At 68.2% G+C, this 14,591-nt stretch carries 14 protein-coding genes, 1 tRNA gene and 1 pseudogene; 9 read left to right on the forward strand and 7 right to left on the reverse strand.

Annotated features, from left to right (window positions below; all coding sequences use genetic code 11):
* Positions 1–182: 182 nt before the first annotated feature.
* Positions 183–404: a hypothetical protein gene (locus ACWCSD_RS32510; RefSeq protein ID WP_449920584.1), complete on the reverse strand. Its 222-nt coding sequence runs from the start codon at positions 402–404 to the stop codon at positions 183–185.
* A 632-nt stretch (positions 405–1,036) separates the two neighbouring features.
* Here ACWCSD_RS32510 and ACWCSD_RS32515 point away from each other — a divergent pair.
* Positions 1,037–1,312, forward strand: coding sequence for a hypothetical protein (locus ACWCSD_RS32515; RefSeq protein ID WP_397166411.1), 276 nt, complete (start codon positions 1,037–1,039; stop codon positions 1,310–1,312).
* Between the two features lie 7 nt (positions 1,313–1,319).
* Here ACWCSD_RS32515 and ACWCSD_RS32520 read toward each other — a convergent pair whose 3' ends face one another.
* Positions 1,320–1,790, reverse strand: a complete 471-nt coding sequence (locus ACWCSD_RS32520) for a hypothetical protein (protein ID WP_449920586.1) — start codon at positions 1,788–1,790, stop codon at positions 1,320–1,322.
* 230 nt (positions 1,791–2,020) lie between these two features.
* Between ACWCSD_RS32520 and ACWCSD_RS32525 the strand changes: the two genes are divergently transcribed.
* A complete protein-coding gene (locus tag ACWCSD_RS32525; RefSeq protein WP_449920588.1) occupies positions 2,021–2,938 on the forward strand; it encodes a sulfotransferase domain-containing protein in 918 nt (305 codons plus the stop codon).
* Between the two features lie 888 nt (positions 2,939–3,826).
* Here the strand turns inward: ACWCSD_RS32525 and ACWCSD_RS32530 are convergent.
* The gene (locus ACWCSD_RS32530) at positions 3,827–6,049 is read right to left on the reverse strand and encodes an MMPL family transporter (protein WP_449920590.1); all 2,223 of its coding nucleotides are present in this window, start codon (positions 6,047–6,049) and stop codon (positions 3,827–3,829) included.
* Positions 6,046–7,188 (reverse strand): serine hydrolase domain-containing protein, encoded by a 1,143-nt coding sequence (locus tag ACWCSD_RS32535; RefSeq protein WP_449920592.1) that lies wholly within the window; start codon positions 7,186–7,188, stop codon positions 6,046–6,048. Before ACWCSD_RS32535 ends, ACWCSD_RS32530 begins: the two co-directional genes overlap by 4 nt.
* Positions 7,189–7,457: 269 nt before the next feature.
* Here ACWCSD_RS32535 and ACWCSD_RS32540 point away from each other — a divergent pair, with 269 nt between their 5' ends.
* Both ACWCSD_RS32540 and ACWCSD_RS32545 read left to right on the forward strand, forming a co-directional pair.
* Positions 7,458–8,639: a sensor histidine kinase gene (locus tag ACWCSD_RS32540; RefSeq protein WP_449920595.1), complete on the forward strand. Its 1,182-nt coding sequence runs from the start codon at positions 7,458–7,460 to the stop codon at positions 8,637–8,639.
* Positions 8,636–9,328: a response regulator gene (locus ACWCSD_RS32545; RefSeq protein ID WP_397166401.1), complete on the forward strand. Its 693-nt coding sequence runs from the start codon at positions 8,636–8,638 to the stop codon at positions 9,326–9,328. The genes ACWCSD_RS32540 and ACWCSD_RS32545 overlap by 4 nt, the downstream gene beginning before the upstream one ends.
* Before the next feature lie 24 nt (positions 9,329–9,352).
* Here the strand turns inward: ACWCSD_RS32545 and ACWCSD_RS32550 are convergent, their stop codons facing one another.
* Positions 9,353–9,454, reverse strand: coding sequence for a hypothetical protein (locus tag ACWCSD_RS32550; protein ID WP_397166530.1), 102 nt, complete (start codon positions 9,452–9,454; stop codon positions 9,353–9,355).
* 132 nt (positions 9,455–9,586) lie between these two features.
* Here ACWCSD_RS32550 and ACWCSD_RS32555 point away from each other — a divergent pair, with 132 nt between their 5' ends.
* Positions 9,587–9,943, forward strand: coding sequence for a recombinase family protein (locus ACWCSD_RS32555; protein ID WP_449920599.1), 357 nt, complete (start codon positions 9,587–9,589; stop codon positions 9,941–9,943).
* Positions 9,944–10,351: 408 nt separating this feature from the next.
* A pseudogene (locus ACWCSD_RS32560) lies at positions 10,352–11,657 on the forward strand (IS256 family transposase).
* Between the two features lie 74 nt (positions 11,658–11,731).
* On the opposite strand, the gene ACWCSD_RS32565 reads toward ACWCSD_RS32560, so the two are convergent.
* Positions 11,732–11,805 (reverse strand) — tRNA-Ile (locus ACWCSD_RS32565).
* A 239-nt stretch (positions 11,806–12,044) separates the two neighbouring features.
* Here ACWCSD_RS32565 and ACWCSD_RS32570 point away from each other — a divergent pair.
* Positions 12,045–12,590, forward strand: a complete 546-nt coding sequence (locus ACWCSD_RS32570; RefSeq protein ID WP_449920602.1) for a histidine phosphatase family protein — start codon at positions 12,045–12,047, stop codon at positions 12,588–12,590.
* 280 nt (positions 12,591–12,870) lie between these two features.
* On the opposite strand, the gene ACWCSD_RS32575 is transcribed toward ACWCSD_RS32570, so the two are convergent.
* Complete coding sequence (locus tag ACWCSD_RS32575) at positions 12,871–13,803, reverse strand: LysR family transcriptional regulator (protein ID WP_352327067.1); 933 nt, start codon at positions 13,801–13,803, stop codon at positions 12,871–12,873.
* Between the two features lie 105 nt (positions 13,804–13,908).
* Here ACWCSD_RS32575 and ACWCSD_RS32580 point away from each other — a divergent pair, with 105 nt between their 5' ends.
* Positions 13,909–14,124 (forward strand): DUF6158 family protein, encoded by a 216-nt coding sequence (locus ACWCSD_RS32580; RefSeq protein ID WP_260477503.1) that lies wholly within the window; start codon positions 13,909–13,911, stop codon positions 14,122–14,124.
* Positions 14,124–14,363, forward strand: coding sequence for a hypothetical protein (locus ACWCSD_RS32585; protein ID WP_358302494.1), 240 nt, complete (start codon positions 14,124–14,126; stop codon positions 14,361–14,363). Before ACWCSD_RS32580 ends, ACWCSD_RS32585 begins: the two co-directional genes overlap by 1 nt.
* The last annotated feature ends 228 nt before the right edge of the window (positions 14,364–14,591 follow it).

Here is a 14,591-nt window from a genome sequence, read left to right on the forward strand (position 1 = left end):
GAGAACTGCCTACGACGCCTCGTCACGTACCTACCTCTTCCAGACTTCTGTCAGCTTATATAGCTGACTGTCCGGAATCTGCTGGGCACCTCAGTTCTTCAACGATAGCAAGATCGAGTATGGGCGCAGCCTCGGCGTCTGCTCTGCCCGTCCTCCCGGACGCCAGGGCGAAGTGGTCTACTTCATCCACGACTCAGAACGTCGAACGCTTCGGCGGAGAGCTCCAGCCCGTCCGGTGGGTTCCTGACCCCGATCAGCTTCACATCGAAGGGCAGATACAACGGGATCGGGCAGCGAATCAGTCGCGCGACCTGGTCCGGCACGGGCACGCCGTGCATTTTCTCGGCGTGGAGCTTGATCCTCCCGCCGGCGACTTCGCCCCGCATCTCGGCGTTGAACTTCACTTTATTGGCCCCGATCCCCTCCGGCGGCCGTCAGCCACTGCCCGTCACCGCCGATCTTCACGCTGCTCGGAGCGTACTTGTCGATCGTCGCCCCGAGCAGGGTGCGGCCGAGGTCACGCGACCGGCCTGGGTATTGGCTGGCCCGAGCGGGAGCGGTTCGGGCGCCACGCCGGCCTCCCGCAGGGCGGCTCCCAGCTGCCAGGTCACGGCGGCCACCGCCAGAATCCGCCCGCGCCTGACCAGCGACAGCCCTCGCCGCGGCTGCGCCACCCCGGCCAGTGCGCCGCTACCAGCAACAAGAGACAACGATGCCGCCGAGTGCCACTCTCATCTTCGCGCCCGAACGCCCAGCGCGCTGGGCGAGGCTCCGGACTGAGACGTCCGGGGCGACCGACCGGCGGCAGCGCCAAAAACGTGTGCCCTGAACGGTGCGCCTTCCTACGCCTGGATCCCGGACAGGCGCCTCGTCTCGATCAGATGCGTGACAACGTGTCCCCACCGACGCCGAATGGGACAAGTTTCTCGGCCACTTCGTTCTCTGCACTATGCAAGTCGCGTCCGGGTGAGGGTTGACGCGCTCCGCGATCTTCCGAAGTCCTCCGGTCTCGGATGTCGTCGATAGGGTCCCTCTCGTGACCAGGCGGAAAGGCCGATGGCCGAAGACTGATCCAGAGGGCGGCATCGAGGACGCGGCGCTGCTCATTTTGGAGTGGCTCGGTGAGCAGGGGGTCAACGCGATGCTCAGGGTCGATGCCGAGAGGCTGGCGGAGGGACGGTCCTCCTGGACCTTCGCGGCGAGCGGCGGCCCCTTGGAGGTCGGCATGCGTGCTGATGGTGCCAGTCCTGCTCTGTGCTTGTCGTTGGCGGTCGCCAAGCTCCGTGAGCTCGACGTCGTCGTGCCATATTGATCACGAATCATGCTTCACCTGGCGTGGGCATGCCCGGCATACCGAGGTGGGTCGGGGCGACTCTGGCGAGGCGGCGGGTCTGGTCTCGTTTCTGGCGCAAGAAGGTGCGGGTGAGGTCGATGCCTTCGATCTCGCCGAGCCAGCCCTCGGCTTCGGCGCGGGCCCGGCGGGCCTGGAGGTCGACTTTGACTCCGATCTCGTCGAGTCTGGGCAGCATCTTCGGATTAATGTTGATCATGGGGCATCTAGGGCAGGCGTGCTCGTGCTGGCAGGGTGTTCCGTAGGGCCGGGCGCATCCGCCCAGCTCGACTTTGCGCTGATCGAAGTGTTCTTCAAAGTCGAGCAATTCGGGGTCGGTCACTGGGCGGTATTCGTCGGTGGGCCGGGCTCGGCGGCGGCGGTCGAGGTAGGCCTGGTAGTGGCGGACGAGGTCTTCGTTGAAGACCGCGACGTATCCCCGAGTTGCTTGAAGATTCAAATGTCCGAGTAGAGCGGCGCCGATGTGGATCGGGAGCCCGTTTCGGTGCTCATCCTCTGGCCTTCATGATGCCCTCGTGGAGTGTTCGAGATCGGACACCAGGGGCGGATGCTGCGCTACGTACTGTTGCGCGACGCTCTTCGGGACCTCAGTCTTGAGCCCTTGGCGGGATGTCGCGCGGTGAATCATCTGGGCCTCACGGGATCGGATCCGCTGCAAGGATGACGCCCGTGCGCCACTACGAGACGAGTATGTACGACAGCAACCGCTGGGACGGCTTCGGGCTTCGCCCCGGCGACATCATCATCAGCACCCCGCCGAAGTGCGGGACGACGTGGATGCAGATGATCTGCGCCCTGCTCATACTGCAGGAGCCGGAGCTCCCGCTCCCGTTGGACACGCTCTCGCCGTGGATCGACATGGTGACTCGCGCCCGCACAGACGTGTTCGCGGACCTGGAAGCCCAGACGCACCGCCGGTTCATCAAGACCCACACGCCGCTCGACGGGATACCCAACGATCCGACGGTCACATACATCTGCGTCGGTCGCGACCCGCGCGACGTAGGGCTGTCGATCGACCGCCATATCGACAACACCGACATCGGCGCGTTCCTCAGCCAACGCGAACGGGCGGCCGCGATCGACGGTATCGAGCTCGGACCGTTGCGGCCACCGCGGCCGCGCCCCGACGGCGAGCGGGACCGCTTCTGGCAGTGGGTCGACGACGAGACACCATCGACGCAGGTCGGGTCGTCGCTGCGGCGCACTGTAGAGCACCTGCAGACGTTCCGGGACGCCGGCGACGATCTCGACATCGTGTACGTGCACTACGACGACCTAAAGGCCGACCTGGAGGGGCAGATGCGCCAGATGGCCGCGCGCCTCGGCATCGACGTCGATGAGCACCGATGGCCCCGCTTGGTCCAGGCGGCGACGTTCGAGTCGATGCGCAGCAGGGCCGACACGACCGTCCCCGCCGGCGGTCCGGAGCACTGGGTCGATCCGGCCGCGTTCTTCAGCCGCGGCACGAGCGGCCAGTGGCGTGACCTCCTCGACGACGCCGACCTCGCCCGGTACGCCGCGCGCGTGCGGGCGCTCGCGTCCGACGATCTCGTCGAGTGGGTGCATCGCGAGCCGATCGACTGAGATCCCCGTCCGGCGGTATCCTCGCACTACCCCAAGCTGATCGTCAGTGCCGCCCGCCGCCCATGACTGCCGGTCCGCGCTCGGGCCCGACATCAGGGTCTGCGCCTCAACCGACGCCGGATTCGGCGATCCCGGTAGATGCACGACCTGGCCCGCACACTCAGCATCGTCATCGTCGGCGACGTCGAGGCAAGCTTCGCGGGGCCTGGCTGGGACTTTCGGTGGTGCGACGGCCCGGCCAGTTCCACCATGCGGGCTCTGGCGCGGGCGCACGCTCCGGCCGGCCTCGACTGCACGACCATCGGCCTCGATCGGAACATCTCCGCAGTGCCGGCGTACACCGGAATGCACACCGGACGGTACGGCTGGATGTGCACCGCTCCTCGGGCTGTTTGGGGTTGTGAACTGCAGGGCGGGCACCGGATCAGCGCGGCTACCTCGCCGCGGTGTGCGACTGTGCCGTGGGACCCATCACGTGCGCGGCCCCAGATGGCCTCGCGCGTCACAGCCAGGTTCTGTGAGCGGCCTGGCATGCTCGCCAGCTTCGGCCTGCTGTTTGTCGGGGTCTTGGGACTATCCGGCCGGAATTGAACGCCAAGGCACCCGCCGCAGGTCAGGCGGGCTCAGTGGCCATCGTAGGTTCGCATCCAATGCGAGATTCGCGCGTCTGCTGCTGAACTCAGGGGCGCTCGCGGTGAGGGTTCGTCAGAGAGAGTGAACCCGAGGGGGATGGACGAGGGCCGGTGAACGCGCGGCTGGTTTCGGCTCGAACATGGCGGGATGAGTCCGGCACGATAACGATCAGCAGCGCGTTTCCGCAGGCCGCGACGCTCGATATCTATCTTTATGTCAACCCGCGCCCAGCCTGTCGGCTCCCCATCAAGATCGTTAATGTGGGTTCTGGGCGTATGTGGGCTGCACCCCTTCAGCGTTCAATCCCGGCCGAATGGTCCCAGGCCCCCTGGTAGGTCGAGGGCGGACCGGCCACCAGACGGCCCTACCGAGCAGTGCGGCGAGTGCGGGGACCAGCACCAGCGACACCACAAGCGCGGAAACCATGATGCCCAGCGTCATCGCGAAGGCGATCTGTTCGTTGCCCGGGGACGTGGCGAGGCTGGCGAAGGAAGCGGCTAGCACCACGCCGGCCGTCGTGATGGCCGGTGTCGTGTGCCGTAGGGCGCGGGCCACTGCGGCGCGGGCCGGACCTGGTCGCCGCATCTCCTCCCGGATCCGGTCGGCGATCAGGATGTTGTAGTCGGTGCCCAGGGCGACGACGAACAGGAACAACACGAGCGGGAGGGTGAAGCTGACGCCCGGCTTGCCGAGTATGTGCTGGAACAGCAGGGTGGCGGCGCCGAGGGTGGCGGCGAAGCCGAGCCCGACGGAGAGCATCAGGATCACCGGCGCGAGCAGGCTGCGCAGGAGCAGCAGGAGGATCAGCGCGATCAGCGCGGCCGCGACCGGGAACACGATCGTGAGGTCATGCTCGACGGCCGTCGAGATGTCGGCGATGATCGCCGGGGTCCCGCCCACGTGTGCCTTCGTCCCGGCGGGCGTGTGCTGGGCAACCGTGGCCCTGATCGGTCCGGAGGCCAGGTCGCGGGCCTGCTGGCTCTGCGGGTCCGCGGTCGGATAGAGGTCGATCCTGGCGGCGCGGTGGTCCTTGTTCAGGACGGTCTTCGCGACTTGGCCCACACCCTTGACCTGGGTGAGCGCACGGGATAGACCGTCCAGCCGGTCGGCGGTGAGGGCGCTGTCGTCCTTGGAGGTAACAAAGACGCTCGTCGGGTCCGACACGCCGGCCGGCAGCGCATGGGAGATCTCGGCCGCGGTGGCTGCGGCGGGGGTCTGGGTGCCGGGGCTGCCCTGGCCGTAGTCCATGCGGATGCCGATGAGCCCGGCGGCCAGTGCGGCGAGCAGGGCGACAGAGGCGGTCAGCATCATCAGCGGGCGTCGCGTGACCAGCTCGCCCAAGCGGGCGGCACGGCCCTCGCGCGTCTCGCGGTGCAAGGCCGTGCGGGAGGGCCAGAACATCTTGCGGCCGGTGGCCGCGAGCAGCGCCGGCAGCAGGGTGAGGCTGCCGAACAGCATCACCAGGATCGCGACGGCGATCGCGGGACCCATCGAGCGGAACTGCCCGAAGGTCGCCAGTCCCAGCGTGGCGAAGGCGGCCACGATGGTCAGCGCCGCCGAGGTGATCGCGGTGCCCACCCGGCCGGAGACCTGCCCGGCCACCTCGCGGGCTGACTGCTCGGGCCTGGCCCGCAGTGCCTCGCGGAAGCGGAACAGCAGGAACAACAGGTAGTCGATGCCAATGCCGAACAAGACCACGTTGATCAGCCCGGGGGTGCTCGCGTCGAGCTTGAGCCCGCTGATCATCGCGGCGCCCGCGACGGCGCCCGCGGCCACGAAGCCGATCAGGGCGACCGCGAGCAACGGCAGCAGGGCCGCCAGCACGCTGCGAAACACCAGCACGTTGAGCAGGATGATGAGCCCCATGATGAGCCCGCCCCCGACCGTCGTGGCGATCTTGCGGGAATCGACGGTGTCGACGGCATCGGCGAGAGGCCCGGTGAAACCGGTACGCATCCCCGCCTCTGAGAACTGCGTCCGGGCGGCGTCCCTGAAGGTCCGGTAGACGCCCTGGACGCCCCTATCCGCACGATTGCCGATCAGCTCGACGGAGAGCAGCTCGAAACTCCGGTCGGGCGCCGTCATCGCCGGGGCGATCGTGGGGGTCTGGGAGCGGTCGGGGACCAGGTACTGCTGCGGACCGTCGTCCTCCCTTGGCATGATCACCCGGCGCTTGGCCAGCTTCGCCGCCTCGGCCTCGACCCGCTCCTGGTCAGCGGCGTTGAGGGCCTTGCCGTCGGAGCGGGCGACCAGCACCGTCACCGTGGTCGCGTCGGGATTCACCCCGAACCGCTCCTTGGCGATGTTCAGGGCGGCGGCCGAGTCGTAGCTGCGAGGCAGGAAGTCCCCGGTCTGGTTCTGGGTGACCCGGTCGAACAGGGTCGGGGTCAGGGCGCTCAACGCGACGCCCAGCACCGCCCAGAGGGCGATGACCTTCCATGGGTGTCTGGTGGAATATCCGGTCAAGGCGCGGATCATGACGTGCTCCTGCGGACGGAGGCGGCGCAGAGTGCATTGTCGATCAGGCGGGCCGTAGCCTGGCCCTGCTCTCGCGTGCCGGGGTAGGTGGTCCGGGAGACGATCACGCTGGTACGGCCGTCCTGGGTGACGGCGTTGTCGGTGATGAACCCGGGGGTGCCGCCGGGGTGCGTCCAGGCCGTGACTCCGCAGCTCAGTCGCTGCTTGGCCATACCCAGCCCGAACTCCCTGCCGGGCACGCCGACGGGGACCGTGGTCATCATCTTCTTCAGCTGTTGCTGCGACAGCACCTGCCCGCCCAGTAGTGCACGCCAGAACCTGGCCAGGTCTTCTGTGGTGGTGACGGCCTCGCCCGCCGCGCCGGCCCAGCCGAGGCTGAGCAGGGTGGAGCGGAACGGGCGCGCGGTTTTGGCGTCCTCGGTGTAGGACTGCACGTGCGGCTTGGGCAGGAGCGGGGAGTCGCCGGGCAGGGTCGTGTTCCGCAGCTTGAGCGGCTTGATGATCCGGCGCGTCACCTCCTCGCGCCAGGAGTTGCCGACGGCCTTCTCGATGATCATCCCGGCCAAGGTGTAGTTGATGTTGGAATAGCTCCAGCGGGAGCCGGGGGCGAACAGCGGTCGATGGCCGACGCTGAGCGCCACCAGCCGCCGCGGGCTCATGCGCAGGAACCGGTAAGTGCGGTAACCCCGCTCCGTGTGCATCTTCTTCTCAATGTCGCCTACGGAGTCGTGCAGGCCGCTGGTGTGCTGGAGCAGGTGCTTGACGGTGATCGCGCGCCCGTCGTTGCCGTTGCCGCGCACCAGCCCGGGAAGCCACCGCTCGACGCTGTCGTTGACGGAGAGCCGCCCTTCCGCCTCGAGCTGCAGGATCACGGCGGCGACAAAGGTCTTGGTGTTGCTGCCCATCCGGAAATGCCCGCCGCTCGGGACCGGCACCTTACGGCCCAGCACCGCCGTACCACTGGATGCGGCCAGATCGGCGCGGGGCGAGAGCACCCGAGCCTGCACTCCCAGCGTGCCAGCGTCGCGGATCGCGTCCAGGTCCGCTTGCAGGGCCGCCCGGTCGTAACCGGGGGAAGAAGCGTGCGCCGGGCTCACCGCCAGCACACCGGCCGACACGGCCACGGCCGCTGTCGCCACGACCGCATGGAATCGGCGCTGGCCAACACTCATTTTTGCCTCCTGGCAGATTCACCTGGTGCCGGGGTTCCCGGCCGGTATCCAGACCATCAGTCAGAAGAGCAGCGAACCTCCTGGCAGCGGATGATCCTGACCGGGGCCCTGAGTCCTCCCCCGCGGCCGCGACCAGGACCCTGGTCCTCAGTCCGGGTCCGCGCGGTGAGAGCATTCCGACTGCTGTGCAACCCTGGTTCGGGGGCCAAGAGGCCTGGTACAGGGGGAAGTCATACATGTCCAGGAGCCGATACGTCGGGTCCGGCGATGCCCGGGAGCTGCCGTGGAGCCGTAACGACGCGCTCGTGATCGGCGGCGCCTGCGTGATGAACCTGCTCAGCTACGTGTTCTTCAACGCCTCCGACGGCCGGCACACCGTGAGCGTGACCGGGTTCCTCTTCGTCGCGCTGACAGCCCTGCCGCTGCTGGCCCGGCGTCGCCACCCGGTGGCGACGCTCGCCGCCGTCCTGGCACTCGACGCGACTGCCACCCTGACCGTGCCGCTGCCCTGGCACTTCGGCGCCGTGCTGCTGGTCGCCCTGTACTCGGTCGCCAGGGCCTGCCCCGGCCGCGTGACGGTGCTCGCGGCCGTCGTCACGGTAGCGGTGACGCTGCTGAGCCAGAGCAACGGCCGCATTCCGCCCTGGCAGGACGCGATCACCCCGCCCCTCACCACCCTGATCGTCGTCGGCGCCGCCATGGCGATGAACCGCTGGCAGCGGGAAGTGGACGCCAACCGCAGACTCCTCGCCGACCGTGCGGTGGCCGACGAACGCCGCCGCATCGCACGGGAGTTGCACGACATCGTGGCCCACCACATCACCACCATGCAGCTGATGGCCGGCGGAGCGCGGGCCAACCTCGCAGAACCGGAGGTGGTCAAGGACGCCCTGGTCACTCTCGAGTCCTCCGGGCGGCTCGCGCTGCGCGAGATGCGCCAGCTCCTGGACGTCCTGCGGGACGGCGACGAACCCCCGGCCGCGCCGTCCCAGCCCCAGCCGGACGCCGACGACCTCGATCGCCTGGCGACCGAATCCCGCCTCGCCGGAGTGCCGACCGAGTTCAGCGTCCACGGACAGTGGCGCCCGTTGCCGCCGACCATCGGCCTCACAGTGTTCAGGATCGCCCAGGAGGCCCTCACCAACACCCGCAAGCACGCGGGGACAGCCCGCGCGTCCATGAAGCTGACCTACCATCAGGATCGAGTCACCATCGAAGTACACGACGACGGCGGGGGCAGCCCGCCACAGGAGGGGGCGCGCGCTAGCGGATACGGCCTGATCGGCATGCGCGAACGCGTCGCCCTGCACGGCGGCACCCTCACCGCGGGCCCGCAGGCCGACGGGGGGTTCGCCGTGGTGGCCGACCTGCCGCTGACCACGGACGAGGCCGTCCAGCACGAAGGGGCGCACCCATGACCGCGCCGCCGATCAGAGTGCTGATCGTGGACGACCAGTTGCTGGTACGGCGCGGCCTGTCGCTGATCCTTTCCCCCGACCCGTCCTTCGAGGTCGTGGGAGAGGCCGAGAACGGCGCGCAGGCCGTCACCCTTGCCCGCCAACTACGCCCCGACGTCGTGGTGATGGACATCAGGATGCCCGTCCTCGACGGAATCGGCGCGACCAGGGAACTCGCCTCCACCGTGCCCGGCAGCCGGGTCCTGGCCCTCAGCACCTTCGACATGGACGAGTACCTCGTGGGCGCCCTGCGCGCCGGAGCCTACGGGTTCCTGCCCAAGGACAGCTCACCCGAGGACCTGAGCGCGGCGATCCGCACCGTCCACGCCGGCGACGCCGCCGTCGCTCCACGCCTGCTCACCCGGCTGATCTCCACCTACGTACGGGCGCCTCACGGCACCCGGCCGACCCCCACGGGCCTGGACGAACTCACACCCCGCGAGGTCGAGGTATGGCGGCTGATGGCCACGGGCCTCGACAACACCGAGATCTCCCGCGCCCTCGGCCTCAGCCTCTCTACCGTCAAGAACTACATCACCAGCATCTTCGACAAGCTCTCCGTGCGCGACCGCGCCCAGGCGGTCATCGCGGCCTACGAATCAGGCCTGGTCACCGCCCGCCAGGTAACCGGGAACCCGCCCACCGGATAGCGCGGCCTGCCGGTGCGGTTGCTCTCACACCACCGCGTCGCCACCGTCCACGACCAGATCACCGCCCGTCACCCAGACCGACTCCGCTGAGGCCAGGAAGATGGCAGCGCCCGCGAGGTCCTCCAGGGTCCCGCACTGGCAGGATTACCGTCGGCTACCGCCCTGAGCTGGGGCTGGTGTCATCCACCTGAGATTCGTCGGCAATCTTGAGCGGGGGATTCGAGGATCTCCTCGGCTGTCTTGGTCCACGCGAACGGCTTGGGGCCTCGTTCACTGGTCCATCCAGGCGCGGATGTCCACGCAGGCCCGTGCCGCCGAACTCACCGCCATGGCCGATCACCTCACCGCGCACGGCCCGGTCCTGGAGATGCTCGCCGGGCCCCTGCCCGGGATGTACGACCCCAGCGGGCCCGCCGCCTGCTGTTCGCGTTCTTCGCGGCGATGGCCGAGACCGAACGGGAGAACGTCCGCGAGTCGACCCTCGAAGGACTCGACGCGGCGGCCCGCAAGGGCAAGCACGGCGGCCGGCCGCCCGTCATCACCGACGACATGCTGCACGCCGTGCTCCGCCGCCGGGCGAACGGGAATCGGTCGAGCAGATCCAGCCCGACCTGATCATCCCGACCGGCAAACGCAAGGGCCTGGCCCCCAGCGTCGCGAGCATCTACCGAGCGCTCGCCGAGCACGAGAAGCAGGAGGCATACCCCGAGCCGTCGCCCAGGCGCACGCCGACTTCGCCAGCCTCCAGGACGCCGACGACTGCCACGCCATGAGCCCAGCGAAGGGTATCGGCTCCATCATGGAGCACTGTCAACAGATGTGACACTGAACCCGGTTGGCCGTTCCACTCCTACTGGCAGGCCTGTCTGACACAAAGATCAGTCTCTCAGGGTGTTGAGAATCGTTCGATTTCTCCGACACCTCAGACCGTTCGTCAGTCCCACCAGAATTCCCACGGGGACTGTAAGAACAAGGGACTGTAAGAACAAACGGTGTAACTCCTGATCATGGAGGACACCCCTGATGAGTACTGTGATCCAGGCATCGACAGAGATCGACCTGGAGGACGCCGCGGTGGCGCGCAAGAAGCCGGACAACTCGACGGACCGGGAGCTGGTGGCCAGGCTGGTCGACCAGGCGCGAGCCGAAGGAGTGGAGCTGGTGGGTGAGAACGGGGCTGCTTGGCCGGCTGACCAAGCTGGTGCTGGAGTCCGCGCTGGAGGGCGAGATCACCGATCATCTCGGGCACGACAAGCACGAACGCTTCGGCAACGAGACGGGTAACACCCGCAACGGCAGCCGGTCCAAGACCGTGCTCACCGACGTCGGGCCGGTAGAGATCACCGTGCCGCGGGATCGGGATGGCAGTTTCGAGCCGAAGATCGTGCGCAAGCGGCAGCGACGCCTGTCCGGCGTCGATGAGATGGTCATCTCGCTGGCCGCCAAGGGCCTGACCACCGGCGAGATCTCGGCGCATCTGGCCGAGGTGTACGGCGCCGAGGTGTCCAGGCAGACCATCTCCACCATCACCGACAAGGTGCTGGAGGGGATGGCAGAGTGGCAGAACCGGCCGCTCGACCTCGTCTACCCGGTGATCTTCATCGACGCCATCCACGTCAAGCTGCGTGACGGCCAGGTCGCCAACCGCCCCATCTACGTGGCGATGGCCGTCACCGTCGATGGCGAGCGCGACATCCTTGGTTTGTGGGCCGGCGACGGCGGCGAGGGTGCGAAGTTCTGGCTGCATGTGCTCACTGAGATCAAGAACCGCGGCGTTGCGGACGCGCTGATGGTGGTCTGTGACGGCCTCAAGGGGCTGCCGCAGGCTATTGAGCAGGTCTGGCCCCAGGCTGTCGTGCAGACCTGCGTGGCGCACCTGCTGCGTGCTTCGTTCCGGTACGCCGCCCGCCAGCACTGGGACGCCATCGCCAAGGCGCTCAAGCCGGTCTACACCGCGCCGACCGAGGCGGCCGCGCTGGAGCGGTTCTTGGAGTTCGCCGAGACGTGGGGCGGCAAGTATCCGGCGATCGTGAAGTTGTGGGAGGACGCCCGGGCCGAGTTCGTGCCCTTCCTCAACTTCGACACCGAGATCCGCCGGGTGATCTGCTCGACCAACGCCATCGAGTCGGTCAACGCCCGCATCCGGCGGGCGGTCAAGGCTCGCGGGCACTTCCCGAACGAGCAGGCCGCGCTCAAGTGCGTCTACATGGCGATCATGAGCCTGGATCCGACCGGCAAGGGCCGCAAACGCTGGATCACCCGCTGGAAAGCCGCGCTGAACGCCTTCGCCATCACCTTCGAAGGCCGCCTGACCCCGACCACTCGATAACTAATCAAGATCGAGATACACCGTTATCTAGACAGACCTGCGAGAAACCCCAGGTCGGATGCGGTTTTGATGAGTAGGGCGGGTGGGACTTGAACCCACGACCCACGGATTATGAGTCCGATGCTCTGACCGGCTGAGCTACCGCCCCTGGATTCAGTTGTGACATGCGGTGTGCGGCGGGTGGATCTTGGTGAGGCTCGCGCATGTCAAGGCTAGAGCATCGGATCCGGGTGTGCCGCACGGCCGGATGGGGACGGGGTCCCGCGGACATCATTCCATGCCGGGCAAGGTTGGTGGAGTCGTGTCGATCATATTCGGGTCTCGGTTGGGGGTTGTGTTTGCTGTGGGCGGAATGGGAGGGGTTGGGAGAGGAAGTACGGTGCCGATATGGCGATCAAGGTGGTGTACGAGACCCACTCCATCACTGTGGACAACGAGATCGGCGTCGCCACCGGGTGGCTGCCGGGGGAGTTGTCCGAGCGGGGGCGGGAGCTGGCCGCCGAGCTCGGGGTGCGGAGGCGGGGGGTGGACGTCGTCTACTGCTCGGATCTGCGCAGGGCGGTCGAGACGGTGGAGGTGGCGTTCGGGGGCGGGAAGGGCGGGAAGGGCGGGAAGGAGGTCCGGCTCGACGCGCGGCTCAGGGAGTGCGACTACGGCAGCTACAGCGGACGGCCGGTGAGCGAGGTGGCGGCCCTGCGCAGGCGGCACATCGACACGCCGTGGCCGGGCGGGCAGAGCTATCGGCAGGTCGTGGCGGCGACGGCCGCGTTCCTTGAGGACCTGCGGGAGGAGTGGCAGGGGGCCACGGTGCTGGTGGTGTCCCATTCGGCTAATCGGTGGGCGTTGCAGCACCTGCTGGACGGCACTCCGCTTGAAGACCTGGTGGACGCGCCGTTCGAGTGGCGGCCCGGGTGGGAGTACGTGGTGGCGTAGCGCCTTGGGGTGCGTGGTGGCGTAGCGCCTCGGAGTGCGACATGGCATCGGGCCTTGGGTGCGAGGTGGCATTGCGCCTTGCCTGGAGGCGGGGGTCGGTTCAGGGTGAAGTTGGACGTGAATGGTCGCGGCCCAGGCAGCCGGACATGGCTGATGCGCCGATCGCGTCCGCGATCAGCGCCGGCGAGTGGAGCTGGGTTGTCTCCCGCCGCTGGGGGTGCCGTCACGGTAACGGCGGGCCCACGGGGCGAGGAGTTATTACTTCACTCCTATCAGGGTGTTATGGCGCGGTGCCGTACGCCGGGTTGCGTGCGAGCCAATCGGAGTAGACCGGACTGCGGCGTACGGCCTCGGTGTGCGCCTGTTTGGCCTGGGCGACCACCCAGGTGGCGTCGGGGGCGGTGGGGTGGCGGCCGAGGAGCTGCCGCCAGCGCAGCGGCGCGCCGGAGAGCGGGACCATGGCCAGCCCCGGCAGGGCCTGGTGGGTCGCCTGGCAGAGCACCACGGCGCGGCCCACCTGGGCGAGGTGGGTGCAGGTCGGGACGTCCGTCTCGTAGATCGTTCCGGGGGTGAAGCCGGCTCGGGCGCACGCCATGGCGAAGCAGTCGGCGAAGCAGCCGTCGCCGGGGGTGACGGCCCATTGTTCGCCGGCAAGGTCGGCCAGCTCCACCTCCTTCTCCTTGGCGAGCGGATGGTCCTCGCCGACGAGGGCGAAGACCGGGTCGACGCTGATCGTCTCCCACAGGAGCGTTCCTGTGGGGGTGCCGGAGTCGCCGCAGGCGCCGGTCAGCACGTAGTCGAGGCGGCCGAGCTCGACCATGTTGATCAGCTCGTGCGTTGACCACGACGTGAACGTGGTGACCGTGCGCTCCGCGGCCAGCCGGTCGACCAGGCCGCCGAGTATCGGGCCGTTGGTGGCGCCGATGCGGAAGCCGGGGGAGGGGGTGTGGGCGAATCGTACTGCCTCGTCCTGCAATTCCTTGGCCGCGGGGAGCAGCACGCGCGCCCGGGCGAGCACCAGCTCGCCGAGTCGCGTGGGCCGCGCCCCGTGGCGGTCACGTTCGAACAGGGCGCCGCCGAGCACCCTCTCGATCCGTTTGAGCTGGGCGGTGAGGGCCGGCTGTGCCAGCCCGAGCAGGGACGCGGCCTTGCTCACACTTCCCGCGTCCGCTACCGCGCGGACGATCCTGAGGTGCCTGAGCTCGAGGTCCATACCGGGAAGGTAAGGCGACGAATCGCTCCCAAACAATGGCTATATGTCAGGAATTGTGACAGATATTGTCGGGGGTGTCTGGGGTAGGGGGAACCCATGACGACGATGGGAATAGATCCGGCCCAGCTCAGCGACGAGGATGTGGTACGCGAGCTGCGGCAACTCCATGCCACTCGTAGTGACACATTCTTCCATGGATCAGACGATGCTCTGGCACGTCACACTTCCCGTACCAATGAGCTAGAGGCGGAATACCTTCGCAGGTTCCCCGACCGCGAGGTCGATCCGGCCAGGCTGAGGGAGGGGGCGAGGCAACGTTGATGTCCGAGGGGCATGACGTCCAGGAGCTGTCGGACGTCGACATCCACGTCTACGAGGCGGTGGCCTCGCAGGCGATCGGGTCCGGCGGCGTGGCCGGCCTGGAGGCGGTGATCCGGGCGACCGGCCTGGAGGACGACGAGGTGCGCGACAGCCTGGCCGTCCTCGCGAACCAGGGGTACGTCGTCCCGCGGGGCGACGGGTACGGCCTCGGTCCCCACACCTTCGAGGTCGAGTACTGAACGGGCGCGGACGGCTCCGCGCCGCCGCCGCCGCAGCGGTGCCGGCGCGGGGCCCGCAGGCCGGGCGTACGGCCTGTGGGCTGTAGGGCGGGTCGAGGGCGGTGCGGCTAGGGCTTGAGGGGGCGGAGGCGGGCCCACAGGACGAAGGCGGCGCCGAAGACGGCCATCGGCAGGCCCGTCCACAGGTTCACCGCGTCCCCCAGCAGGCCGGCCACGACGAGGATCACG

The organism is Nonomuraea sp. NPDC001684 (genome assembly GCF_053596515.1).

Bases quoted from the DNA above. Each gene is read 5' to 3' on its own strand.
- ACWCSD_RS32545 (WP_397166401.1), top strand. From the start codon at position 8,636: ATGACCGCGCCGCCGATCAGAGTGCTGATCGTGGACGACCAGTTGCTG.
- ACWCSD_RS32575 (WP_352327067.1), bottom strand. From the start codon at position 13,803: ATGGACCTCGAGCTCAGGCACCTCAGGATCGTCCGCGCGGTAGCGGAC.
- ACWCSD_RS32580 (WP_260477503.1), top strand. From the start codon at position 13,909: ATGGGAATAGATCCGGCCCAGCTCAGCGACGAGGATGTGGTACGCGAG.
- ACWCSD_RS32585 (WP_358302494.1), top strand. From the start codon at position 14,124: ATGTCCGAGGGGCATGACGTCCAGGAGCTGTCGGACGTCGACATCCAC.
- ACWCSD_RS32530 (WP_449920590.1), bottom strand. From the start codon at position 6,049: ATGATCCGCGCCTTGACCGGATATTCCACCAGACACCCATGGAAGGTC.
- ACWCSD_RS32570 (WP_449920602.1), top strand. From the start codon at position 12,045: ATGGCGATCAAGGTGGTGTACGAGACCCACTCCATCACTGTGGACAAC.
- ACWCSD_RS32540 (WP_449920595.1), top strand. From the start codon at position 7,458: ATGTCCAGGAGCCGATACGTCGGGTCCGGCGATGCCCGGGAGCTGCCG.